The sequence below is a fragment of the Melioribacter sp. genome (assembly GCF_049325435.1).
Taxonomy (GTDB): domain Bacteria; phylum Bacteroidota; class Ignavibacteria; order Ignavibacteriales; family Melioribacteraceae; genus Melioribacter; species Melioribacter roseus.
Window position 1 is genome coordinate 64,153 of record NZ_JBMOLD010000006.1, and the last position, 25,240, is coordinate 89,392.

Sequence of the window (25,240 nt, forward strand, 5' to 3'; positions counted from 1 at the left end):
TCATTATCTTTTCATAAAAACAGATTTGATATGGCAAAGATTATTTCTCGGTTCGGATATCTTTTCATTTTGTTAACGGTCGTGGTCACATTTATGTCCTGCAATGTAATAAATAAAGGGCAGGAGAATTTATGGCCTGAAGTAAATAACATTACAAAGCCGTGGACGCGATGGTGGTGGCACGGAAGCGCCGTTACGAAAGCCGACTTGAAATTAAATATGGAAGAATTGAGTAAAGCAGGCTTCGGAGGCGTTGAAGTTACGGCTATATACGGCGTCAAAGGTTATGAAGACAAAGATATTAAGTTTTTGACTCCGCGCTGGATGGATATGCTTGAGCATACTTTGAATATAGGTAAGGAATTGGGACTCGGAGTCGACGTGGCAAACGCTTCAGGCTGGCCTTTCGGCGGCCCCTGGATTTCGGATGAAGATGCTTGCAAGTACGTTCAATACAAAGTTTATAACTTGAAGCAGGGTGAAAAATTAAATGAAAAAATCGAGTTTATTCAGGAATCGCTTGTAAGAGCCGTTAGGCGTAAAGTCGATATTTCGGAAATAAAATATCCTATAAGCGCCAATCCGAATCTTCAAGAGCTTGCGCTCGACCAGGTTCGTTTTAAAAGGAAACTTCCTTTGATTGCTTTGATCGCTTATAACAATAAGGGCGAAAAAGTCGATATAACAAACAAAGTTGACAAAGAAGGGAAATTACACTGGACTGCGCCCGAAGGGCAATGGAAACTTTATGCTGTTTTTCAGGGATGGCACGGAAAAATGGTTGAACGAGCAAGCAGGGGAGGGGAAGGCAATGTAATTGACCATTTTTCCGAAAAAGCTATTAAACATTTTTTAGCGCAATTTGATAACAATGCAAAAGGGAAAAAACTCGACGCTATCAGAGCGTTTTTCAACGATTCTTACGAAGTGGACGACGCTTTAGGAGAGGCGGATTGGACTCCGCTTATGTTCGAAGAATTCAAAAGATTGAGAGGGTACGATCTGAAAAATTATTTGCCCGCGCTGTTCGGCGAAGATACCGAAGATATGAATTCGAGAGTACTTTCTGATTACAGGGAAACCATTTCCGATTTGTTGTTGGAACGCTTTACAAAAGTATGGAAAAATTGGTCGCGTAATTATAACGCCGTAGTACGCAATCAGGCGCATGGCTCGCCTGCAAACGTGCTCGACCTTTATGCCGCTAGCGATATTCCCGAAACCGAAGGCGCTTCTCCGTTGCGCATTAAATTGGCTTCGTCGGCGGGGCATGTTGCAGGCAAAAAATTAGTTTCCGCCGAAGCGGCAACATGGCTGAATGAACATTTCCTTTCCACATTATCCGACGCAAAGAAAAATTTCGACCGCTACTTTGCAAACGGCGTTAATCATCTTGTCTATCACGGAACACCTTATTCGCCGCCTTCGGAAGAATGGCCCGGACGGCTTTTCTATGCTTCCGTTCATTTTGCCCCCACAAATACCTGGTGGGAAGACCTGAAAAAGATGAACGAATATGTTACTAATTGCCAGTCTTTTTTACAATCTTCGAAACCTGACAACGATATTCTGCTCTATTACCCGATTTATGATATCTGGGCAAAAAGAGACGGTGCGCTTTTGAAACATCTGGGAACTCATCGGGACGAACTGACGAAAGACCTGGAACGACTAAGCGAATATTTTTTAAATGAGGGTTACCAATTCGATTTCGTCTCCGACAGGCTATTACACAATCTGACGGTTGAAAATAATAAAATTGTCGCAGGCAATAGTGTAAGTTACAAAGTAATTGTCGTGCCGGAGACCGATTACATGCCGTTGAATACGTTAAATAAACTAATTGAATTGGCGGAAGAAGGAGCTACGGTAATATTCAGCAATAACCTGCCCAAAGACGTTCCGGGGCTGCAAAACCTAAATGAAAACAGGGAAGTTTTCAAAAAGCAATTGAGCGAAGTTAACTTGCAGCCGGAAGAAGGTTACGGAATTTCCAAGTTAGGCAAAGGAAAATTTATTGTAACTGATAGCTTATCAAAAGTTCTGGGTATTATTAATGTATATCCCGAAAATTTAGCCGACGAAGGTTTATGGTTTAACAGGGTAATTCGAGAAGACGGACTCTGCTATTTTATAAGTAATTGGAGCGAAAAGGATGTCGACGGCTGGATTAGAATTCGCAAAGGAGGAAACAGCGCAATTTTGTTCGATCCGGTGAATAGGAAATACGGGAAAGCAAAAATCAAAATTATCGACGATAATTATGCCGGCGTTTATATCGATATTAAAAAAGGCGAAACTCTCATTTTGCAATGGTATCCTGAAGATCAAAATACGGAAGAATATAAGTTTTATAAATCCGCAGGGGATACGCTTACGTTGAACGGGGAATGGCAAATCAAGTTTATTAAAGGAGGTCCCGTAGCGCCCGATTCGTTTAAGACGAACAATTTGAAATCGTGGACCGAATATTCCGATGAATTGCAATGGTTCTCCGGTACGGCAAGCTATTCAATCTCCTTTGCCAATCCGGATTTCGGTTCGGACGCAATTATGATCGATCTGGGTAAAGTTTGTAACTCCGCCGTAATATATCTCAACGGCGAAAAGATTACAACTCTAATTGGTCCCGAATACTATGTTGTAATTGACAAAAATAAATTGAAGGATGAAAATATCCTCGAAGTTCGTGTAACAAATCTGATGGCTAACAGGATTATATACATGGATAAAAACGGAATCAATTACAAAAAATTTTATAATATAAACTTTGCGGCTAAGGAAAGAATAAATCTGGGTGAAGACGGATTGTTCACGGCAATTAATTGGGAGCCTCTCGAGTCGGGCTTGATAGGCCCCGTAAAGTTGATAGGCGTAAATATCAGATAATATTTCAAGAAGCATTTTTACGCGACTATTCCATATTCGGAAAGCATAATTTTCCCGGAAAGACATTTAATCCATTACACGGTTATCATTCATCATTGCTTATCATTCAATGCATCTCGTATTAAAAAACATTAGAGGCTGTTAATTGGGTACCGGAAAGCTTACCGTATTTTGTCAAATGATACTACGGAGGTTGATTGCCATATTTACGCTCTTTTCGGTAGTAATGGCTGCAATCTCAGGAAGGACAGACGCGTTTACAAAAAAGAACGACAGTAAAGAATTCCATATTGTTCGAAATAATTCTGCAGTCCCGATTATCTTTGATAAAAATGACGCCGAAGTAGTCGGAATATGCGCCAATGCTTTGGCAAAAGATATCAGTTTGATTACAGACATAATACCCGGTATTCATAATGGCGAATACATTAACGCGCCTTCGGCGATTATCATTGGCACAATCGGCAAGTCTGATTTAATCGACCGGATGGTTAAGGAGAAAAAGCTTTCTGTTGATAAGATTATTGATAAGTGGGAAAGTTTTATATTAGAAATTATAGACAGTCCTCTGCCAAATATTAATAGAGCCCTTGTAATTTGCGGCAGCGACCCTCGAGGTACGGCATTTGGAATATTCGAAGTGTCTAAACGGCTTGGAGTGTCGCCCTGGGTCTATTGGGCTGACCTTTTACCCGAAAAACGAAAGGAGCTTTCGCTTGAGATTGATAAAATAACTATGGGACCGCCCTCGGTAAAATATCGCGGTGTTTTTCTGAATGATGAAGACTGGGGTTTGCAACCCTGGGCTGCAAAGAATATCGATACCGACATCAAAGATATTGGTCCCAAAACGTACGCTTTGATATTTGAACTCCTCTTGAGATTGAAAGCAAATTTTATATGGCCTGCGATGCATCCTTGCACTAAAGCGTTTTTCTATTACAAATCGAATCCGCAAACCGCTAAAAAATATAGTATTGTAGTCGGCTCGAGTCACGCCGAACCGATGCTCAGAAATAACGTGGACGAATGGAAAAATAATTTTGTGACGGAGTACGGAAAACAACCGGGAGAATGGCGTTACGACACTAACTCGGATGAAATTAAAAAATACTGGGAAGACAGGATTGAGGAAGTGGCGGCTCTGAATCTTGAAGCTGTCTTTACAATCGGTATGCGCGGAATTCACGACAGCGGCATGCCCGGTCCTGACAATACGAAAGACAAAGTTGAGCTTTTGAACAAAGTAATCGCAGATCAAAGGAAGCTTATCTCCGAACATTTCAAAAAATCGCCCTCCGAAATTCCTCAAATATTTTGTCCTTATAAAGAGGCGCTTGCACTTTATTACGCAGGCGTTAAAGCGCCGGATGACGTAACAATAGTGTGGGCAGACGACAATCACGGCTTCATTCGCAAACTTTCTACGCCCGAAGAACAAAAACGAAGCGGCGGAAGCGGCGTCTATTATCATTTGTCGTACTGGGGCGCGCCCGAAGATTATCTATGGCTGTGCTCGACATCGCCCTCCCTTATCTCTTATGAAATGACTAAAGCATATCAAAATGGAGCGGACAGATTATGGGTGTTTAATGTGGGCGATATAAAACCTGCTGAAATGGAAATCGAATTTGCAATGGATTTGGCATGGGATATTAACTCATGGCAGCCTGTCGACGCAGAGAAATATCCGGAAGAATGGGCGGCTAAAAATTTCGGAATCAATTATTCCGGCGATATCGTAAAAATAAAAAATGAATATTATCGCCTGGCGGCTTCCGGTAAACCGGAACATATTGATAAACTTAATTTTACGGAAAAAGAAATGAACGAACGAATGACATCCTATAAGGAGATTGTTAATAAAACAATGGAACTGAAGCGACGAATACCCGAAAGAGTACAGGACGCTTATTTTCAATTGATTGTCTATCCCGTGCTTGGCGCTGCTTACTTGAACGAAAAACATTTTTATGCGCGCCTGGGCAAGTATGAAATGTCGAAACAGGCATACGAAAAAATTAAGGAGTTGACCGAAATCTATAACAAGAAAATATCCGGCGGAAAATGGAACGGAATAATGTGCATGAACCCGCGCAACCGGCCTGTCTTTGATATGCCGGATTCAAATTCACATAACGATAAAAAAGAATTAACGGTAAATAAAAGAAAACCGATAAAAATTATTTCAGTCAATGAATTAATATTTGATACAACAAAATTGTGCCTCCTGCCGGGATTGGGAGTCGGCGGTGCAAGTCTGTCGTGGATAAACTTTACGGATCGGTCATTTGACGAATCTAATGCTTTGCAAGCTCCCGGAGCTTCCGTCCGATTGAATCTTCCCAAAGGCAAACGTACAGTAGAATTGATTTGTCTGCCGACGCATTCAATCAACGAGACGCGCGGACTTCGTACGGCAATATCGATAAACGGTCGCCTCGTCGATATAGTCGATGTAAATACGCCCTCGAAAAGTGCGGAGTGGAGTGAAAATGTGCTGCGGGGTTTTTCTCGTACGAAAACCGACTTTATTCTTGATGAAGACGGCATGGTCGATTTGCATCTGTCGCTCCTCGATCCCGGCTTAGCGATAAGCAAAATTATTATTTACTGAATTTAAGAAGTAATTATTTCCTCTGTTTCTTATCCCATGAATGAAGTGGCGCGTTTCATTTATACCTTTATAAATTATGAATAATATATCTAAAATTTGTGCGAGTGTTTTATTAGTTCTTGCCTTTTTGTCTTTTCCCGGAGAATTACATTTTGCAAAAACAACCGGGGACGACGCAATTTCTTTAAAGGGTAAGTGGCGTTTCCAAATTGATCGGGACGACGTAGGAATCAAACTAAACTGGTACGGAAAAAAATTAACGGATTTTGTAACTCTGCCCGGTTCTATGAGAGATAACAACAAAGGCGACGAACTCTCTGTTGACACAAAGTGGACCGGCAGCATTTACGACAGTTCATGGTATTTTAGACCGGAGATGGCAAAGTACAGAAAAAAAGATAACCTGAAGTTTCCATTCTGGTTAACGCCAAACAAACATTATGTGGGGGTAGCATGGTATCAGCGAGAGGTGAATATTCCCGCTGATTGGAACGGGCGAAAGATTGAATTGTTTTTAGAACGTCCTCATTGGGAAACAACGGTATGGATTGACGGCGCAAAAGTCGGAATGCGGAACAGTATTTCAACGCCCCATCGCTACGATTTATCGAAATTGTTAACTCCCGGCAGTCATGTAATTTCCATAAGAGTCGATAATCGTATTAAAGAAATAAATGTCGGTCCGGATTCGCACGGCATTACGGACCAAACGCAAGGCAACTGGAACGGAATAATCGGCGATATTTGTCTTATGTCCAAACCGCCCGTTTCTTTTGACGCTATCAAACTTTATCCGGATATCGAAGAGAAATCAGTAAAAGCGGTAATAATTATCGATAACATTTTGGATAAAAGTGCGAGAGCAAAAATAACGCTTCGAGCGAAATCATTTAATTCACCGATAGATCATACAGTTGAACCTTTGAATCAGGAAATAATCGCAGTAAAAGGAAAGTCGCAGATCGAAATAATTTATCCGATGGGCAAGAATGTTCAATTCTGGGATGAATTTAATCCGGCGCTTTATATGATGACTGCGGTTTTGACGGATGAATTCGGAAATACCGATGAAAGTGTAATCCAATTCGGAATGCGTTCGTTTTCTATCAACGGGACTCGCTTTGAAGTCAATAATCGCCCGGTTTTTTTAAGAGGTACGGTTGAAAATTGCGTTTTTCCCAAAAGAGGTTATCCGCCGACAGAAGAAATATCGTGGGAAAGGATTTTCAAAATATGTAAAGAGTTCGGTTTGAACCATATGCGTTTTCACTCCTGGTGCCCGCCCGAAGCGGCATTTTCCGCCGCGGACAAATTGGGATTTTATTTACAGATTGAAGGTCCAAGTTGGGCGAATCATGGCACAAGTTTGGGAGACGGCAAACCTGTCGATCAATATATTTACGATGAAGCCGATCGTATTTTAGACGCTTACGGCAACCATCCTTCATTTTGTATGATGGCTTACGGCAACGAGCCGGCGGGACGGAATCAAGCGGAATACCTGGGCAAACTCGTCAATCATTGGAAAGAGAAAGACAACCGCAGGGTTTATACAGGCGCGTCAATCGGAAAAAGTTGGCCTCTCGTTCCGGAAAGTCAATTCATCGTCAGATCGGAACCGCGCGGCCTTCCCTGGAAAAAGCGTCCGGAAAGTATGTTCGATTATTTTAATAAAATAGAACAATATACTGTTCCTTACGTCGTGCATGAAATGGGACAACATTGCGCTTTCCCGGATTTCAAAGAGATTGATAAGTATACTGGCGTCTACAAAGCAAAGAATTTCGAATTGTTCCGGGAAGTATTAACAAAGAATCATATGGGTGAACAAGCGGAAGATTTTTTAATGGCGTCGGGAAAGCTGCAGGCATTGTGTTACAAGTTAGAAATCGAAGCCGCTTTGCGTACTCGTAAATTGGCAGGTATACAATTGCTCGCATTAAACGATTACCCGGGGCAGGGAACTGCGCTCGTCGGTGTGCTCAATGCATTCTGGGAAGAAAAAGGTTATATAACCGCGTCTGAATTCAGAAACTTTTTCGGACCTACCGTCCCTCTTGCCCGTATACCCAAATTTGTTTTTATGAACAACGAAACATTTCATGCTGATATAGAAGTTTTTCATTTCGGAAAACAACCGCTGAAAAATATTACCGCGCAATGGAAGGTGACCGATTGCGCCGGTAACATTATAGCTCAAAGTTCTTTTAAGGAACACGACATACGGCTCGACAATTGTATAACTCTTGGTTCCATCGATTTGCCGCTTTTGCAAATTACAAAAGCTAAAAAATTGACTTTATCGGTTTCGGTAGCCAATTATACAAATAGCTGGAATTTCTGGGTCTATCCGGTTGAACTTCCGACTATTGATAAGCGTGACATATATTTTTGTAATGAACTCGATGAAAAAGCCGATTCCGTGCTAAAGAACGGCGGGAAAGTATTTTTACATGCCGCCGGTAAAGTCGAGCGCGGCAAAGATGTAATTCAGTATTTGAATCCGGTATTTTGGAATACATCGTGGTTTAAGATGCGTCCGCCGCATACTCTGGGAATTTTGTGTAATCCCAAACATCCGGCGTTTTCGGATTTCCCCACAGAATTTCACAGCAATTTGCAATGGTGGGAAATTTTAAACCGTCAGCAGGTAATGAATCTTGAGTTGTTCCCGCCGGATTTTAAACCCCTGATACAACCGATCGATACATGGTTCTTAAATCGCAGATTAGCCGTAGTGTTTGAAGCCCAGGTGGAAAACGGAAAACTTATGGTTTGCAGCGCAGACCTTCAAAGCAATTTGGCGGAACGGCCAGCTGCAAGACAATTATTATATAGTTTGACAAAATATATGTTATCGGACAAATTTAATCCCAAATACAAAGTCGATTATGAAACGATTGCTGAGCTCTTCGAAAAGAAAGAACGACCGCCTGCAATAGACTTTCATACAAAACAATCCACGGACGATTTAAAACCGAAAAAGTAGATAGTTTACAAACTTACACGAATTAGGGCATCGGTATACTATAGTTAAAAAATTTTTCCGATTCTGCTTTCCGAATTCATATTAAACAATAATTAATTTAGGAGGGGTAATGAAGTATAAGATCAAATATCTTTTGGCAACATTTGTCTTACTGTTCTTGAGCAGTGTAAATGCGCAATTCGTACAGAAGAGCGACTCGCTCGGACTGGTCGTTATTCCGGCGGAAAAATATGACGCATACAGACCCGGTCTGGATGCAAAAGACGGCGACGTTTTTGCGCTGGAAGATTCCGTTGAGGGCTTTATGGGCGAAGGTTATATGAAAGCTTATATGGCAAAAGGCGACGGAAGCACAAGCAACGCCGAAACAATCAATATCAAATTATCTTATAATGTAAACTTTGTCGATACCGGAACGCATTATGTATGGGCTTATGTGTTTTTCCCGGATGACCATAGCGATTCTTTTTTCTACGGCGTTGACGGTGTTGTAGCCGGCCAGGTCTCAGGCCAACCGAGAGGATCATGGTCTTGGCATAAAGGGAATACGCCGATTGTAATCGATTCTGCCGGCGTTCATTCTGTCGATTTTTTCGGTCGTGAACCGAATGCATTGCTGGATCATATTATTATTACATCGAGCGAGACTTTCGATCCCAATATAAATAAGGAATGGATGCCGAAAGTAATAGCTTTTGTAAGTATGCCAGGTAAAATTGATCCCGCAACAAATGAAAACGCCGATAAACCTTTTATAGACGACCTAATATCTGCAGGATATGAAGTTTTTACGGTTTATACGAATTCTATAGAAACCGCCTCGCAAGGTCTGTTGGACAGTTTGAACTCCGCCGACCTTATAATTATCGGACGTTCGGGCTCCAGCGGAGATTTCGGGGGAAGTCACAAGGAAGCTTGGAATAACATTAAAGCTCCTGTTATGTTGCTGCATCTGTGGGCAGCCCGCAACAATCGTTTGAATTGGTTGCCGACGGGAACAACTACATCATACGATAATGCGGGGGATACTATTAAGGCAAAAATTGAATTGCCGGACGATCCGGTATTTCGGGGAATAACGCTGGCTGAAGACAACACTATGAATTGGGTAGTTTCTCCTTACGATTTTATGGCGACAACCGACGGGGGAAACGGAACGATATTGGCTCGCGAAGCCGGAACCTCAAATGTGTTGTTCGTACGCTGGGATCCCTGGGTGGAATTCTATGACGGCGCAGGGGATTATCCCGCAGGATATCGTACGTTAATCGGCAACGGCAACGACCATGCGGGTCCTTTTAATTACTACAATTTTACTCCCGAAGCCAAACAGGTATACCTGAATGAAGTCGAGCGGATGGTCAATTTGCCCGAGGCTCCGCCGAGACCGGTCGGACTAGGAAAAACCATTGCATTTATTAGTAAAGAAAGCGTTGTCGATCCGAATACAAATCTAAGCGCCGACAAACCTTTTATAGACGAGCTACTGGAGCAGGGCTATAAAGTATACACTCTTTATTCGGCATCGCTCGAAACAGCTTCAGAAGGATTTGTCGATACGCTGAATTCAGTCGACCTTGTGATAATAGGACGTTCCGGAACAAGCGGCGATTTTGGAGGTTCGCATAAAACCGCCTGGAATAATATAACTTCGCCCGTTCTTTTATTGCATTTATGGGCGGCGCGCAACAACAGATTGAATTGGCTGCCCACCGGCGCTACAACGTCATTTGATTCAGCAGGAGATACCATAATAGCTAAAATCGAAATGCCTGACGACCCTGTATTCGCAGGCGTTACGTTATCGAGCGACAGCACAATGTATTGGGTAACTTCTCCTTATGATTTCCTGGAAGCCGCGGACGCCGGTAACGGTATTGTGCTTGCAAGGGATGCCGCCACGTCAAATGTCCTCTTTGTACGCTGGGAACCCTGGGTCGAATTTTATGACGGAGCCGGAGATATGCCTGCCGGATATCGTTCATTAATCGGAAACGGAAACGACCACGCTTATGCAACCGGCGGGGATGCCGCTTTATTCAATTATTATAATTTTACGGAAGGCGCAAAACAAGTTTACCTGAATGAAGTGGCTCGTATGGTAAATCTTGGCAAAGTGCCCGAACCGGTATCGGTTGAAGAAGAAAAATCTTTGCCGGTCTCTTATTCGCTCGAACAGAATTATCCGAATCCTTTCAATCCGACAACAACCATTAAGTTCTCGCTGCCGGAAAAAAGCATCGTCAAAATTGCAGTATATGACCTCCTGGGCAGATTGGTAGCCAATCTGGTTAACGGAGAATATGCCGCCGGTTATCATACTATTCAGTTCAACGCTTCTGATTTGGCTTCCGGCGTCTATTTCTATCGTATCGAAGCGAATGATTTTGTGAGCGTTAAGAAACTTATGCTCCTGAAGTGAGTAGCCTCTCACTTATCCAAGGCTGTGTCTTTTGAAAGAGGCACAGCCTATTTGAAATTCTATTAACTCAAAAAACCTTTTATGAAAAATTATTACGGATATAAGATTACCGGAATAATCAGTTGTCTTATAACGGTCGCCTTATTAAACGTTACAAACGTTCATGCTCAAAACCCGGTAGATAAAAATGTAGATAAAAATATAGTTCTGGAAAAAATGCTGCTGGCTAATGAATACTTTATGAAGAAATGGCCGGACCCGGGAGCGGATATTGTTACGGATAAAAGACGCCCGAGCAATATCTGGACACGCGCCACATACTATGAAGGTTTAATGGCGTTGTACGGAATTAAACCCGACAAAAAATTTTATGATTATGCGGTTCAATGGGCCGAAAGCCACAATTGGGAACCGGCTTACGGAGGCACGACTACACGTAATGCGGATAACCAGGCGTGCGGTCAAACATATATCGAACTTTACCAGATAGATCCTCAACCGGAAAGGATTGAAAAAATTAAAAAAGTTATCGATGGAATGATAAACAGCAATAAAGTTGATGATTGGTGGTGGATAGACGCATTGCATATGGCGATGCCGGTGTTTGCAAAACTCGGCGCAATCTACGACGATACTCTATATTTTAATCGAATGTATCGAATGTATATGCATACCAAAACGGAAGAAGGGGATTCGGGATTATATAATAAAATCGACCATCTTTGGTGGCGCGACAAAGATTTCGATCCTCCTCACACTTCGCCGAACGGCGAAGATACGTATTGGTCGAGAGGCAACGGCTGGGTTCTTGCGGCGCTAGCGCGCGTTTTGGATGTAATGCCCTATAACGCTCCGCACAGAGACGAATATGAAACAACATTTAATGAAATGGCCGAGGCGCTCATAGCGGTTCAACGCGAAGACGGTTTCTGGAACGTAAGCTTGCATGACCCCGGCGAATTCGGCGGTAAAGAAACATCCGGTACCGCGTTCTTTACTTTCGGCTTGGCATGGGGCGTGAATAAAGGATTGTTAACAGACTCCGTTTATAAAGAAGCGGCAATAAAGGGTTGGAATGCATTAGCCAATGACGCGCTCCACGAAAACGGATTTTTGGGATACGTTCAAAGCACCGGTAAACAACCCTCCGACGGACAGCCCGTTACTTACGACAAAGCGCCGAACTTTGAAGATTATGGGCTAGGAGCCTTCCTGCTTGCCGGAAGCGAAATTTATAAAATGGCCGGTGGAACCACCGGCGTACCGCCGGAGAACAAAAGTAGTTCTGTACCCGCCGAATTTCAGTTGTATCAAAATTATCCGAACCCGTTTAATCCAAGTACGCAAATTAATTATACCATAACTTCTGCTTCAAAAATAAATATTAAAGTGTACGATTTACTTGGCTGCGAAATTGCTGAGTTAGTTAATGAATATAAAGAAGCCGGTTATTATACAGTAGTGTTCGACGCTTCGAATCTAAGCGGCGGAATTTATTTTTATAGGATTACGATTCAAAATAAAGAAACGCCGCTGTTCACGGAATCTAAAAAAATGATTGTCATTAAATAAGCTTGCCGATGTGTTATGTTGTTTCCGTTCGGACGAAATTATAACTACCCAACTGCGATTACATAATAAAAGTCGAAAAGACAGAGTAAAAAAATTATGAAGAGAGAAATATCCGATAGTTTTCAAAAGAAAAAAAGAATTCGGCTGATAGTTTTAGTATGTGTACTGCTAATTCTCGGTATCTTATGGAATTCGACTTTAGCCCAGAACAATGCTCCGGTAAAGTTATCCTGGCTTGGGGGTAAACCGCCGTTATTATCTACCGGCGTTAGCTGGGGGGTTCCGTTTCCTGAAGGCAAGTTAGATAAATCAACAAAATTTTTATTGAAAGATTCACAGGGAAAAACTTTGCCTGTTCAATCATGGCCTTTGGCTTATTGGCCGGACGGTTCGTTAAAATGGATCGGTTTAAGTACTGTTGTCGATACGAATTCCGGCGCCGTATTTCAACTCCAAGCCATAAAAGCTGCCGATGTCAATCCGTTTAAAACAAAAGTGGAAGTAACAGATACAGGCAATGATATATTAGTGAACACAGGAGTTCTACAGTGTGGCATTCCCAAGCGCGGCGAACGACTTATTCGTTTTATAAAGATTAACGCGAGAGAAATTTCCACAGGCGGAAGATTGGTTTGTATTTTACAGAATGGACCAAGCTCCGAAGCCGGAATACAACCCGCAAAAGAAAAATTTATCGGCAATATTGATAATGTTACGGTCGAGCAAAGCGGACCGGTCAGAGCGGTAATTAAAATAGAAGGCAAACATTTCTCCGAGTCGGGCGCCAGAAGCTGGCTGCCGTTTATTGTTCGACTCTATTTTTACGCAGGTCAACAATCTATCCGTATGATTCATACGATTATTTATGACGGCGATCAGCAAAAAGATTTTATACGCGGTTTGGGACTGGTTTTTGACGTTCCGCTCGACGAACAACTGTACAACCGCCATATCCGTTTTTCCGGGGACGACGGCAGATTATGGGACGAACCGTGTCAGCCTTTGAGCGGAAGATATCCTTTGGACCGCCGGGAAGATTTTTACGACAGACAATTGAGAGGTTTACGAATTCCCGAACCTGATTCGCTTTCAAAACAGCAACGGTTTCTTATTGACAACTGGGCTTCGTGGAATGATTATAAATTAACGCAGCTCAACGCGGACGGATTCAGGATATTGAAAAGGACAAACGATAAAAGCGCATGGATAGACGCCGGATACGGTCATCGGGCAAGCGGTTTGGCTTTTGTCGGCGACGTTTCAGGCGGATTGACGGTATGTTTACGCGATTTCTGGCAGTCGTTTCCTTCCGCTTTCGAAATAACAGACGTCAAAAAAGATACTGTCCGATTGAAAACTTGGCTCTGGCCTCCGGATGCAGACGAAATGGATATGCGTCATTACGATACTTTAGCCTGGGGACATAATCTTCTGGCAAGTTATGAAGACGTTCAACCGGGATTTAGTATCGCAACCGGTGTCGCACGCACAACAGAATTGGTATTATTTGCCTCCGGCAATGTGCCCGATTATGAAACTCTTCATAAAATGGTTGCAACGGTTAATCAACCGCCTTTATTGGCGGCAACGCCGGAATATCTGCACAGCATCCCTGTATTCGGCGTCTGGAGTTTGCCGGACAGGGGCAATAATGTTAAATGCTGGCTCGAAAACCAACTCGAAAATGCATTTAAATATTATCAACTGGAAGTGGAACAACGCCACTGGTACGGTTTCTGGCATTACGGAGATATTCAACACAGCTACGACCGCCGCAGGCATACGTGGAAATACGATATGGGGGGATATGCCTGGGCAAATACGGAATTGATGCCGAATATGTGGCTCTGGTACAGCTTTTTGAGAACGGGAAATAGCGACATATTCCGAATGGCTGAAGCAATGACTCGCCATAACAGCGAAGTGGATATTTATCATCTGGGACCTTTCAAAGGATTGGGCAGCCGCCACAACGTCGTTCATTGGGGATGCGGCGCCAAAGAAGCGCGAATTTCTCAAGCGGCTTTAAATCGATTTTACTATTATCTGACTACCGACGAAAGAACGGGCGATTTAATGCATGAAGTAACGGAGGCTGCTAATGAAGCGATAGGTAAAATCGACCCGTTGCGTTTGATTCTCGAAAAGAGCGATTATCCTACGCATGTACGCGTCGGACCCGACTGGCTTGCGCTTGTAGGCAACTGGATGACGGAATGGGAAAGAACTGGGGATACGACATATCGCAACAGAATTATGCAGGGAGTTAACAGTCTTTATGACATGCCGTACGGTTTCTTTTCGGGAAAAGACGCCGCTTTCGGATATGATCCTAAGACTTACAAACTTTATCGATTGAATGAAGACGACATTGGTTCGGCGCATCTTTCGGTTCTGATGGGCGGTCCCGAAGTCGCTTTCGAATTAACTAATTTATTGAAAAACGAAAAATGGAATAAAATGTGGAATCAATTCTGTAAACTTTACGGAGCTCCGGTTTCTGAAGTCGAGAAAGAATTCGGAAGAAAAGTCGAACTCGGAAAACCCGGCTCCTGGTATGCCAGATTGCCCGCTTGGTACGCTAAAGTTTCGGGCGACACTGCTTTTGCAGCCCGGGCATGGAACGAATTTCTTAACGCAAAACCGAGGTATTATCATACGGTTTTCAAAATGACAAAATTCGACAGCGTTCAAAGTTTACAGCCGGTTTATGAAGTGAGAGGAGTTTCAACGAACAATACGGCGCAATGGTGCCTGAATGCAATCGAATTGCTTGAACTCGTCGGTGATAATATTCCCGAAGAAATTTTACAAAATTTCAGGGATAGCGTCTGCGCCGAAGGATACAAAATAGGCGAGTTACTGTACCGGGACGACTTCGAAAACGGACTGGATAATTGGATTGTCGAAACAAAAAAATCGCCTTTTTCCAAAGTTGAAATTCAAGACGGTAAATTGATTATCGACGTAGAGCACGGAGCTACCGTATGGTTTAATAAAAAACTCGAAGGTAATTTGTTGATTGAGTATAAAAGGAAGGTAATTGATAACGGTGGATATAACGACAGATTATCCGACTTAAATCAATTCTGGATGGCAACAGACCCGAGGAACGATAATTTGTTCACGCGAGACGGCGCATTCTCGTCGTATGACTCGTTGAGTCTTTATTATGCGGGTATTGGCGGAAACAGCAATACAACTACGCGATTTCGGAAATACCGGGGAAACGGCGAGCGCGCTCTCATATTCGATTATAAGGATGAAAAACATCTCCTTCGACCGAACAAAACCTACTTTATACAAATTATTGTTTACAATGGAACGACAAGCCTTTACGTCGACGGCGAATTGTATTTTACTTATAAAGACAACGATCCTTTAACGGAAGGATATTTCGGATTCCGTACTGTAAAATCGCACCAGGAAATAGACGACTTCAAGATCTACCGTTTAAAATAATTTTTAATCATCTCGGAACAGTATAATGAAAAGAAAAATTATCTTTATTGTGTTCGCTCTGATAATTAACGGTATATTTTCTTCAAATGTTTTTTCGCACATAGGGAAACGATTTCCATCGGAACGCAAAGTCGTAATCGATCCGGTAACCGGAGTTAAATTAATCTTTTTGACAAGCTTGCAGTCGGGCGATTCCAAAATTTATCCCACGCACAATCAATGGACTTCCGACGGCAATTGGATTATTTTCAGGTCGAGGAGAGTAAGGGGCGAAGCTATGGCAGTTAATGAAAAGAGCGGCGATATTGTACAGGTTACCGAAGGCGGTTACAGAGGAACGCTGATTGTAGCCAGAAAATCGATGAAGCTTTATTATATGAAAAGATTTTATGATGATAGCAACCCGAGGGAAATTATCGAAGTTAATCTCGATAAACTATTCGAAGACAGCGAAAAGGGCGCTCTGAAAGACGCTTCTTTTTATCAAAAAGTCTGCGGCGTAATTCCCGCCGATTACGGAGCTAACGGAGAACTCGCTTTTGACGCGGATGAAGAGTGGTTATGGTTCCGCGTAGGCAAAGAAAAAGCAATGAAATATCTGCCGGAAGACGCCACGATAGAAGGAAATTTCGGTCCCCGCAATATGGGCGCAGGCCCCGGCGGCATTGCTGGCATTAATGTTAAGACCGGAGAAATTAAATATGTTGTCTCCGTTCCTTTTCAGGTAGGGCATATTCAAAGCAATCCGTGGGCGCCGGGCCAAATAGTTTTTTGTTGGGAGACGGGAGGGAAATCGCCGCAACGCACATGGATTGTAAACTCGGACGGAACTGGCTTAAGACCGTTATACCCCGAAGCTCCTTACGAATGGGTTACTCACGAAGTCGTAATAACTCCCGACGAAGTAGCATTTGCTATATTGGGACACAGAAAAATTCCCGGAATAAATAAATCGGATGAAACCGATAACGAGAGTCCGGGGCAGGAAGCGGAATGGGGAAATTGCGGCACTAGGGAAAAACCGACCGGTCTGGCGATTGTAAATATCAAAACGCGTGAAATGATGATTGCCGGTCAAATACCTTACGGCAGCGGATTCTGGCATGTTGTCGGTTCGCATGACGGCCGGTTCGCCGCAGGCGATAATTTTGCGCGCGAGATTTATTTAATCGACAGACAATCTCATGAAATGAAATTGCTCTCTGCCGGCCATAAAACCACTGCGGCAGATCATCCTCATCCCTCGTTCAGCCCGGACGGCTCTAAAATTCTTATCCAATCGGCTATGCTGTCCGAAGACGGTAGATCAATGAATCTTTGCATTATACCGATTCCGGAAGATTGGCTCGGAAAACATAACTAAAGACTTTTACCTATTTCATTAATAAATTAAAGGAGAAAGCTGTGAAACGAGTAATTTATTTTACGCTTATTTTATTTATAAGTACGCTGGCGCTTGCCCAGAACAAAAATGAGGACGAAAAGATAATCAGGAAAGTAGCCGATTATATTGTCGAACACGGAGTCCTGGGATTTAAAGACTTGAATACTGGAAAAGTGTATTCGTCAACAAAAGACGCGCCGAAAGACGCGGCGCTTCGGTTTATTTCCCCCTTCGGCGAATGGCATTATACAAACGGTGTGATCAATATGGCATTGATTAATCTGTCTGAATTTACAGGAGATAAAAAATATGCCGACTATGCGGCTGCTCATGTTGCTTTCGGTATGGACAATTATAAATATTTCCAGGCAAGATACAATAAAGAAAAAGACGGGCCTCATTATCATTTCCCATTCGGACAATTATGGACAATGCGCGAACTAGACGATTGCGGCGCAATGGGCGCCAGCATGATGGACGTTTATGAATTCGTCAAACGCGACGATTACAAAAAATATATCGAAGACGCAGCGCGGCATATTTCGGAAGGGCAGGAGCGTCTCGAAGACGGAACTCTGGTCAGAAGGTTTCCGCACGAAATGACTCTGTGGGCTGACGACCTTTATATGAGCGTTCCGTTTCTGGCAAGAATGGGCAAGTTCTCAGGCGACACAAAATATTGGGACGACGCAATTCTTCAAATAAAAAACTTTACCAAATATCTGTGGGACGACAATAAAGAATTGTACTGGCACTGCTATTATACCGACGTTGAACGAAACGGCGTTGCGCATTGGGGAAGATGTAACGGCTGGGTAATGATGGCTAAAGTTCACCTGTTGAATATTTTACCCGAAGATTATCCCGGCAGGGAAGAAGTTAGAAAAGATCTCGAAAGGCAAATCCTCGGCATTGCCAAATACCAAAACCCAGAAGGTCTGTGGCATCAATTGCTCGATAAAAACGATTCATATCTTGAATCTTCATGTTCTGCAATGTTTGTCTATTCAATTGCTAGAGCTGTCAACCAGGGCTGGATCGATAAACGTTATGCTTCGGTTGCGCTCAAAGGATGGGAGGGCTTGAAAAAATTGAAAATCAGGTCTGACGGTCAGGTAAAAGATATTTGCGTGGGTACTGGAATTGAGGACAATCTCGTTTTCTATTACGAACGTCCCGCCAGATTAAATGAAAAGCACGGCATCGGTTCCGTAATTGACGCGGGTATTGAAGTCGTCAAATTGAAAGAGAATTTAAAAAATAACTGAGGGGGATTTATGAAGACATTTGCTTTTAAAATGAAACTCAAACCCGGTTTTAAAGAAGAATACAAAAAGAGACACGAGGCCATCTGGCCTGAACTAAAAACCCTTCTGCTTGAAAGCGGCGTCAGAGACTATTCGATATTTCTGGACGAAGAAACCAATACGCTTTTTGCAGTACAAAAACTTGCCGGGGATTCGTCGTCGCAGGATTTGGGGTCGAACCCGATTGTCCAAAAATGGTGGAAGTACATGGCTGATATAATGGAAACAAATCCGGACAATTCGCCAGTTACCGTTCCTCTGGAAATGGTATTTCATATGGACTAATAAACAAAGGATAAATCATATGGATTCATTAATGAGTATTATACTTATTGCATTTGGCAGTATATGCGCTGCAAGCTTTTACGTGCCGATTAAAAAAATCAAAGAATGGTCGTGGGAATCATACTGGATTGTTCAGGGAGTTGTATCGTGGATTCTGGCGCCCTGGATTTTTGCATATTTCACTGTTCCAAATCTGCTGGACGTTTTGAAAAACTCCCCGGGCGACGCCGTTTGGGCTGCATTTATATTCGGCGCTCTTTGGGGAGTCGGCGGGTTGACGTTCGGATTGAGTATGAGATATCTGGGAGTGGGGCTCGGTCAATCGGTTGCCCTCGGATTTACAGCGGCTCTGGGAACTTTAATTCCGCCTTTTGTATCGGGGCGAAATTTATTTACGACTTATGAAGGAAGATTGATTTTATTGGGAGTGGCTCTTTGCGTAGCAGGTATAGCCATCGTAGGATATGCGGGCGTCCTTCGTTCGCGCAATATGCCGGAGGAAGCCAGAAGAGAAGCCATAAAAGACTTCGCTCTAAAAAAAGGATTGCTGATTGCGGTGCTATCGGGCTTAATGAGCGCTTGCTTCAATTTCGGTATCAACGGCATTCCCGGAGTAATCGACGCCGGTTATGCTATTCAAAAAGTTGCCTCTTCCTTCGGAACGGATCCGCTCTTCGTAGTAAATCCCGTTTATATTATTGTAATGTTCGGAGGATTTGTTACGAATTTTGTCTACTGTATGTATCTCAACTATAAAAACAAAACCTTCGGCGATTATGTTAGTGTCAATAAACGGGTTTTGTTAAACAATCTGCTTTTCAGCCTTCTGGGCGGAACGCTCTGGTATTTGCAGTTCTTTTTCTTCGGGATGGGACAAAGCAAACTGCCCGAAGAAATGTTTGTATTCGGCTGGAGTATTTTAATGGCATTAAACATTCTCTTCAGTAATGTTTGGGGCTTAATACTCAAGGAATGGAAAAATGCCGGCGCCAAAACCGTCGCTACTTTGATGGTCGGCTTAATTGTATTAATTCTATCCACATTTGTAATCAAATTATAATCATACAGAAATACGGAGGATTACATGAAAAATCCAAAAACTGTTGAACAGGCATATCAAATTGCCAAAGAAGCATATGCTGAGTTTGGCGTTGATACCGACGAGGCTATTAAAAAAATGGAAGAGGTGAACATAAGTCTTCACTGCTGGCAGGCTGACGACGTGGGCGGATTCGAAACTCCCGATTCCGAACTCAGCGGCGGCGGGATTCAAGTGACCGGCAATTATCCCGGGAAAGCCAGAACAATTGAACAATTGCGAGCTGATATCGAAAAAGTTATGAGTCTGCTGCCGGGTAAACAACGTCTGAATCTCCATGCCATCTACGGCGATTTTCAAGGCGAAAAAGTCGATCGAGACCAAATAGAAATAAAACATTTTCAAAGCTGGGTCGACTGGGCGAAGAAACTCGGTATCGGTATTGATTTCAATCCTACCTGCTTTTCGCATCCCTATGCAGACGACGGTTTTACACTGTCGAGTAAAAATGAAAAACACAGAAAATTCTGGATCGAGCACGTCAAACGCACGCGGGAAATTGCAGCCGAAATTGGCAAGCAACTCGGCAAACCGTCTGTTAATAATATCTGGATTCCCGACGGTTCAAAAGATATTCCCGTCGACAGAGCCGCTCACCGCGCTTTACTGAAAGAATCCCTGGACGAAATATTCAAAACGGAATTTCCAAAGGAATATCTAAGGGACTCGCTCGAAAGCAAACTCTTCGGCATCGGTTCGGAATCGATGGTCGTTGGTTCGCACGAATTTTATACCGGCTATGCGGTTAGGAATAACAAACTGATTTGTATCGACAGCGGCCACTTCCATCCGACCGAACAAATAGGAGACAAAGTTTCTTCTTTGCTTCTCTTTGTGGATGAATTGCTCCTTCATATCAGCCGCGGCGTACGCTGGGACAGCGACCATGTGGTAATATTTAACGACGAAGTTAAATTGATCGCCGAGGAAATAGTAAGAGCAAACGCTTTGAAACGAATTTATGTAGGGCTCGATTTCTTCGACGGTAGTATGAACAGGATAGGAGCGTACGTGGTCGGTACAAGAGCCACTCAGCTTGCCTTCTTGTTCGCGCTGCTTGAACCTACCGAAAAGCTGAGGGAATATGAAGAAAACGGACAATATTTCGAGCGCTTGGCTTTGCTCGAACTGTTGAAAACCAAACCGTTCGGAGCTGTATATGATTATTATTGCCTGATTAATGACGTTCCCGTCGGGGAAGACTATATTACTGTAATTGAAAATTACGAAAAAGAAGTCCTCAGCAAAAGAAGCTGATTTCCTATCCCTAAAGAGCGGTTTATTAAAAACTGCAAAATATTTTTTCCTGTTTTAATCTGTTCGAAGTCTCCCATGAATCAATCAAAACATTCATTCGGTCGAATAAAAAATCGGTTAACAGACCGAATTTTCGGGAATTAATACGGTTTATAATATTCCGCTCTTTTTCGTTTAAAGTCATATATTGAATTTTCTGTTTTAGCAAATTTCTGATAACATAACAGAGGAAAATCTATGAAACGTCGTGATGCCATCATAAAAACTGCGGGAGCCGTGGCGTTGACAGCCATCTCTCCTTCGTTGAGTCCGTTTATTTTTACGCCAAAAGGAGGCGGCGGGAAAGAATATAATGTTCTTAAATTCGGCGCTGCGGGCGACGGTAAAACTTTGGATACTAAAGCCATTCAAAATGCGATTGACAAAGCCCATGCCGAAGGAGGCAACGCAAAAGTTATTATTCCGGAAGGATACAAATTCTTAACCGGCACAATTGTTTTGAAAAGCGGAGTCGAGTTTTTTATCGATCAGGGCGCTGAATTGATAATTAGCGCAAATCAAGCCGATTACAAGAATTCGGCTGTCTTTTATGCCGAGGGCGCCGAAGGTTTGACTATGTCGGGCTTCGGTAATATTGAAGGACGCGCTACTGATTTTATGTCCCATTACGAAGAAGAAAACGAATGGTGGATTCCCAACAAATGGCGTCCGAAAATGTTTATTCTGAAAGAATGCAGGAACATGCAGCTGAAAGATTTTTCTTTCAGCAGAGCGCCGGAATGGGGCGTTCATATGCTCGGCTGCGAAAATGTTCTGGTAGATGGAATCCGGGTCAGAAATTATCTCGACGTTCCAAATTGCGACGGCGTCGATCCCGACCATTGCAGAAAAGTGGAAATAAAAAATTGCGATATAGTTTGCGGAGACGACGCAATAGTGGTTAAAGCCACTAAACAGGACAAAGACTACGGTCCGTCTACGGATATTCGCGTTTACGATTGCATACTCGAGACTCAGGATTCGGGAGTAAAAATCGGCACCGAAACTACGAGCGATATCAAGAACGTGCTTTTTGAAAATTGTAAAATAAAATCGAGCTGCCGGGGAATAAATATTCAACTGAGAGATAACGGTATAGTAAGCGATATTGTTTTCAGCAATATCGAGTTTATATCGAGGTATCATTCCGACCCGTGGTGGGGACGCGGAGAAGCAATTTCGTTTACAGCTATACCGAGAAATCCCGATACTAAATCTGGTAAAATCAAAAATATATTAGTGAAAAATGTATTCGGTAAAGCCGAAAACAGTATCAGAATTAACGGTACCAAAGAGAGTATAATTGAAAATGTTAAACTTGAAAATGTCTCGGTAAAATTCGACAGATGGACAAAATATAAAGGCGGATTATTCGACAACCGGCCCACTAAAATTTATGAGCCGATTGAACACAGAGACAATCCGGCTATAAGTATTCGGCATGCTAAAGATGTTTCAGTATTTAACAGTTCAATAAAATGGGGCGAGAATTTACCCGAATATTTCACGAACGCTATTAAGATTGAAAATTCAGAAAATATAAGAATAAAATCATTTAACGGCAGTTCCGCAAACCAAACCAAATATGATGACATCTTATTTTTATAGGTAAAATAATGAAAAGAATTATTGTATCGCTAATATTCATGGTTATAATTACCTCTTCGAATTTCTGTCAGTTGAGGCAGGATACAACTTTTTCCGTATTCCAGTTTCCTCACGAAAGAATACCCGTAATCGACGGAAATATAGAAGACTGGTCAATAGTTCCGGACTCTTTTGCAATCGGTATCGAGCAATTGTGGGAAGACTCCGGAAAACAGGATAAAATCGACAAAAAAAATCTCGATGTAAAAGTGAAAGTTGGCTGGGTAAAAGGATTAAACCGACTCTATTTTTTGTACGAAGCTTATGACAATTTCTGGAATTTTTCCAGACGCGATCACCATAACGACATATTCGAAGTTGTAGTAGACGGCGATCTGTCGGGCGGTCCGTTGGTAGACCACGGGCATTATAAAGTATGGAAAGAAAATGCTGTGGGTGATATAAGAGTTAAACTCGATCCGCGTATAAAAACAGAAGACGAGCATTGGTTGATGCATGGAGTGCACGCACAGAACTATCATATTTTTACTCCTTCCGGGAATAAAGACTGGTGTATGGTATGGGGCGTTCAACCCTGGATAAAAGATTTTCCGTACGCGCTTTCCGCTTGTAAATATGATTTTAATAAAACCGGCGATTCCGGGAAATTGACACTTGAATTTTACATTACGCTATTCGATTATGCTTCGGCGGACGGACCTTCGCGATCTGTAGAATCGAAGCTCGAGGAGAATAAGATGATCGGACTATCGTGGGCGGTTATCGACTATGATGATTCCGCTTCAAGCGGACATAACGGTTTCTGGAATCTCTCGCGCGAACATACAATGTATGGCAATGCGTCTTATTTATGCCTGTTCAAACTAATGCCGCTGTTAAAGGAATTCCTTCCCAAAATTAAAGCCGACTGGGATTTTAAGATAATCGATTTCGAAAAAAGAATAGTGGCTTTTCGGGATTTGTCGGTCGGGAACATAACGAAGTGGAAGTGGGACTTCGGAGACGGCAACTACTCATACGAGCAAAATCCGATTTATCAATATAAGAAAGGTGGCGATTACAACGTGACGCTTTATGTGGAAGGTCCTGACGGAAAGGACGAATTAACCAAAGTGTGGGATGTAGCCTTTAAATAAAAGAAGAGTACTTAGTAGAATAAAAAAGATAACAAAGCCTCATTCCTTAATTGTGAATGGGGCTTTTTATTTAGAAATGATAAAAGTTGAGAGCCATTAATTATAAATAATCTATTGCCCGGAAGGACTTGAATTTACCCGACTTAGACGGGCCTCCGATCCGCTGATTTTTTGAAAACAAAAAACCCGGCAATAGTTTAAGTACCGGGTTAATTTTTTTCTGTGGGCCCAGAAGGACTTGAATTTACCCGACTTAGACGGGCCTCCGACCCGCTGATTTTATAAAAACAAAAAACCCGGCAATAGTTTAAGTACCGGGTTTAACTTTTTTCTGTGGGCCCAGAAGGACTTGAATTTACCCGACTTAGACGGGCCTCCGATCCGCTGATTTTTTAAAAACAAAAAACCCGGCAAAATTAAGTACCGGGCTTTTATTTTTTTCTGTGGGCCCAGAAGGACTTGAACCTCCGACCCGCTGATTATGAGTCAGCTGCTCTAACCAACTGAGCTATGGGCCCATTATTTTAAGCGGTACAAAAATAATGTTTTAGCGGTTTCTTTGCAAATACGATTAGGTAATATAAGTAAATTTGCGCCTTAAAATTCTATTATTTGTCCATATATTGCAAAAAAGATAAAAAAAAGATTATATTTGTATTCCATTTTGGATTATTATTCATTGACATAATGTCTGCCGGGGTGGCGGAATTGGTAGACGCACAGGACTTAAAATCCTGTGGGTGTTTTCACCCGTGCCGGTTCGAGTCCGGCCCTCGGTACGTCTTTTTTCAAAACTAAGTTTTTGTAGTTAATTATAACTTATTGAAAATAAGTTAATTGAATTCTTAGCTCAGTTGGCTAGAGCGACCCGCCTTGGCGGGTAGGTCGCAGGTTCGAAACGATATTATATATTAACAAGATAAATTAACTGATTATTAAAAAAGAAAATAGTTTTATGAGTTAAATAAATTAAATGGGTTCTTAGCTCAGTTGGCTAGAGCGACCCGCCTTCGCGGGTAGGTCACAGGTTCGAAATAATATTATACATTGACAAGATAAATTAACTGATTATTAAAAAAGAAAATAGTTTTATGAGTTAAATAAATTAAATGGGTTCTTAGCTCAGTTGGCTAGAGCGACCCGCCTTGGCGGGTAGGTCACAGGTTCGAAATAA

The 25,240-nt window shown here is 42.5% G+C and carries 13 protein-coding genes, 2 tRNA genes and 1 pseudogene; 15 read left to right on the forward strand and 1 reads right to left on the reverse strand.

All coding sequences use genetic code 11. The features are described 5' to 3' along the window. Positions 1 to 30: 30 nt before the first annotated feature. The 14 genes and pseudogenes from ACOYVE_RS04705 to ACOYVE_RS04770 all read left to right on the forward strand — a co-directional run bounded on the left by ACOYVE_RS04705 (position 31) and on the right by ACOYVE_RS04770 (position 24,066). Positions 31 to 2,889: a glycosyl hydrolase gene (locus tag ACOYVE_RS04705; RefSeq protein WP_041355652.1), complete on the forward strand. Its 2,859-nt coding sequence runs from the start codon at positions 31 to 33 to the stop codon at positions 2,887 to 2,889. Positions 2,890 to 3,082: 193 nt separating this feature from the next. Next, positions 3,083 to 5,506, forward strand: coding sequence for a glycosyl hydrolase 115 family protein (locus ACOYVE_RS04710; RefSeq protein ID WP_162098587.1), 2,424 nt, complete (start codon positions 3,083 to 3,085; stop codon positions 5,504 to 5,506). A gap of 76 nt (positions 5,507 to 5,582) precedes the next feature. Beyond that, positions 5,583 to 8,495 carry an exo-beta-1,4-galactosidase gene (locus ACOYVE_RS04715; RefSeq protein WP_041355650.1) on the forward strand — a complete coding sequence of 971 codons (2,913 nt, stop codon included), beginning with the start codon at positions 5,583 to 5,585 and terminating at the stop codon, positions 8,493 to 8,495. A 109-nt stretch (positions 8,496 to 8,604) separates the two neighbouring features. Continuing rightward, entirely contained in the window at positions 8,605 to 10,917 is a 2,313-nt protein-coding gene (locus tag ACOYVE_RS04720; protein ID WP_014854762.1) for a T9SS type A sorting domain-containing protein, read from the forward strand. 81 nt (positions 10,918 to 10,998) lie between these two features. Continuing rightward, positions 10,999 to 12,159: pseudogene (locus ACOYVE_RS04725) on the forward strand (glycoside hydrolase family 88 protein); the annotation flags it as partial. Further along, positions 12,157 to 12,489, forward strand: coding sequence for a T9SS type A sorting domain-containing protein (locus tag ACOYVE_RS04730; RefSeq protein WP_408606250.1), 333 nt, complete (start codon positions 12,157 to 12,159; stop codon positions 12,487 to 12,489). The pseudogene ACOYVE_RS04725 and the gene ACOYVE_RS04730, both read left to right, overlap by 3 nt. A 96-nt stretch (positions 12,490 to 12,585) precedes the next feature. Beyond that, the gene (locus ACOYVE_RS04735; protein ID WP_014854760.1) at positions 12,586 to 15,951 is read left to right on the forward strand and encodes a DUF6250 domain-containing protein; all 3,366 of its coding nucleotides are present in this window, start codon (positions 12,586 to 12,588) and stop codon (positions 15,949 to 15,951) included. 25 nt (positions 15,952 to 15,976) lie between these two features. Then, a complete protein-coding gene (locus ACOYVE_RS04740; RefSeq protein ID WP_014854759.1) occupies positions 15,977 to 17,314 on the forward strand; it encodes a PD40 domain-containing protein in 1,338 nt (445 codons plus the stop codon). A 41-nt stretch (positions 17,315 to 17,355) separates the two neighbouring features. Beyond that, a complete protein-coding gene (locus ACOYVE_RS04745; protein WP_422881028.1) occupies positions 17,356 to 18,603 on the forward strand; it encodes a glycoside hydrolase family 88/105 protein in 1,248 nt (415 codons plus the stop codon). Positions 18,604 to 18,612: 9 nt separating this feature from the next. Then, positions 18,613 to 18,927 carry an L-rhamnose mutarotase gene (rhaM, locus tag ACOYVE_RS04750; protein ID WP_014854757.1) on the forward strand — a complete coding sequence of 105 codons (315 nt, stop codon included), beginning with the start codon at positions 18,613 to 18,615 and terminating at the stop codon, positions 18,925 to 18,927. Positions 18,928 to 18,946: 19 nt separating this feature from the next. After that, complete coding sequence (locus ACOYVE_RS04755) at positions 18,947 to 19,987, forward strand: L-rhamnose/proton symporter RhaT (RefSeq protein ID WP_014854756.1); 1,041 nt, start codon at positions 18,947 to 18,949, stop codon at positions 19,985 to 19,987. Between the two features lie 24 nt (positions 19,988 to 20,011). Continuing rightward, positions 20,012 to 21,283, forward strand: coding sequence for an L-rhamnose isomerase (locus tag ACOYVE_RS04760; RefSeq protein ID WP_014854755.1), 1,272 nt, complete (start codon positions 20,012 to 20,014; stop codon positions 21,281 to 21,283). Between the two features lie 237 nt (positions 21,284 to 21,520). Then, positions 21,521 to 22,930 (forward strand): glycoside hydrolase family 28 protein, encoded by a 1,410-nt coding sequence (locus tag ACOYVE_RS04765; protein ID WP_014854754.1) that lies wholly within the window; start codon positions 21,521 to 21,523, stop codon positions 22,928 to 22,930. A gap of 8 nt (positions 22,931 to 22,938) precedes the next feature. Beyond that, positions 22,939 to 24,066, forward strand: coding sequence for a PKD domain-containing protein (locus ACOYVE_RS04770; RefSeq protein ID WP_014854753.1), 1,128 nt, complete (start codon positions 22,939 to 22,941; stop codon positions 24,064 to 24,066). A gap of 444 nt (positions 24,067 to 24,510) precedes the next feature. Here ACOYVE_RS04770 and ACOYVE_RS04775 read toward each other — a convergent pair. Next, positions 24,511 to 24,584 (reverse strand) — tRNA-Ile (locus ACOYVE_RS04775). 175 nt (positions 24,585 to 24,759) lie between these two features. On the opposite strand from ACOYVE_RS04775, the gene ACOYVE_RS04780 reads away from it, so the two are divergent. Then, positions 24,760 to 24,845 (forward strand) — tRNA-Leu (locus ACOYVE_RS04780). Positions 24,846 to 25,240 lie beyond the last annotated feature (395 nt).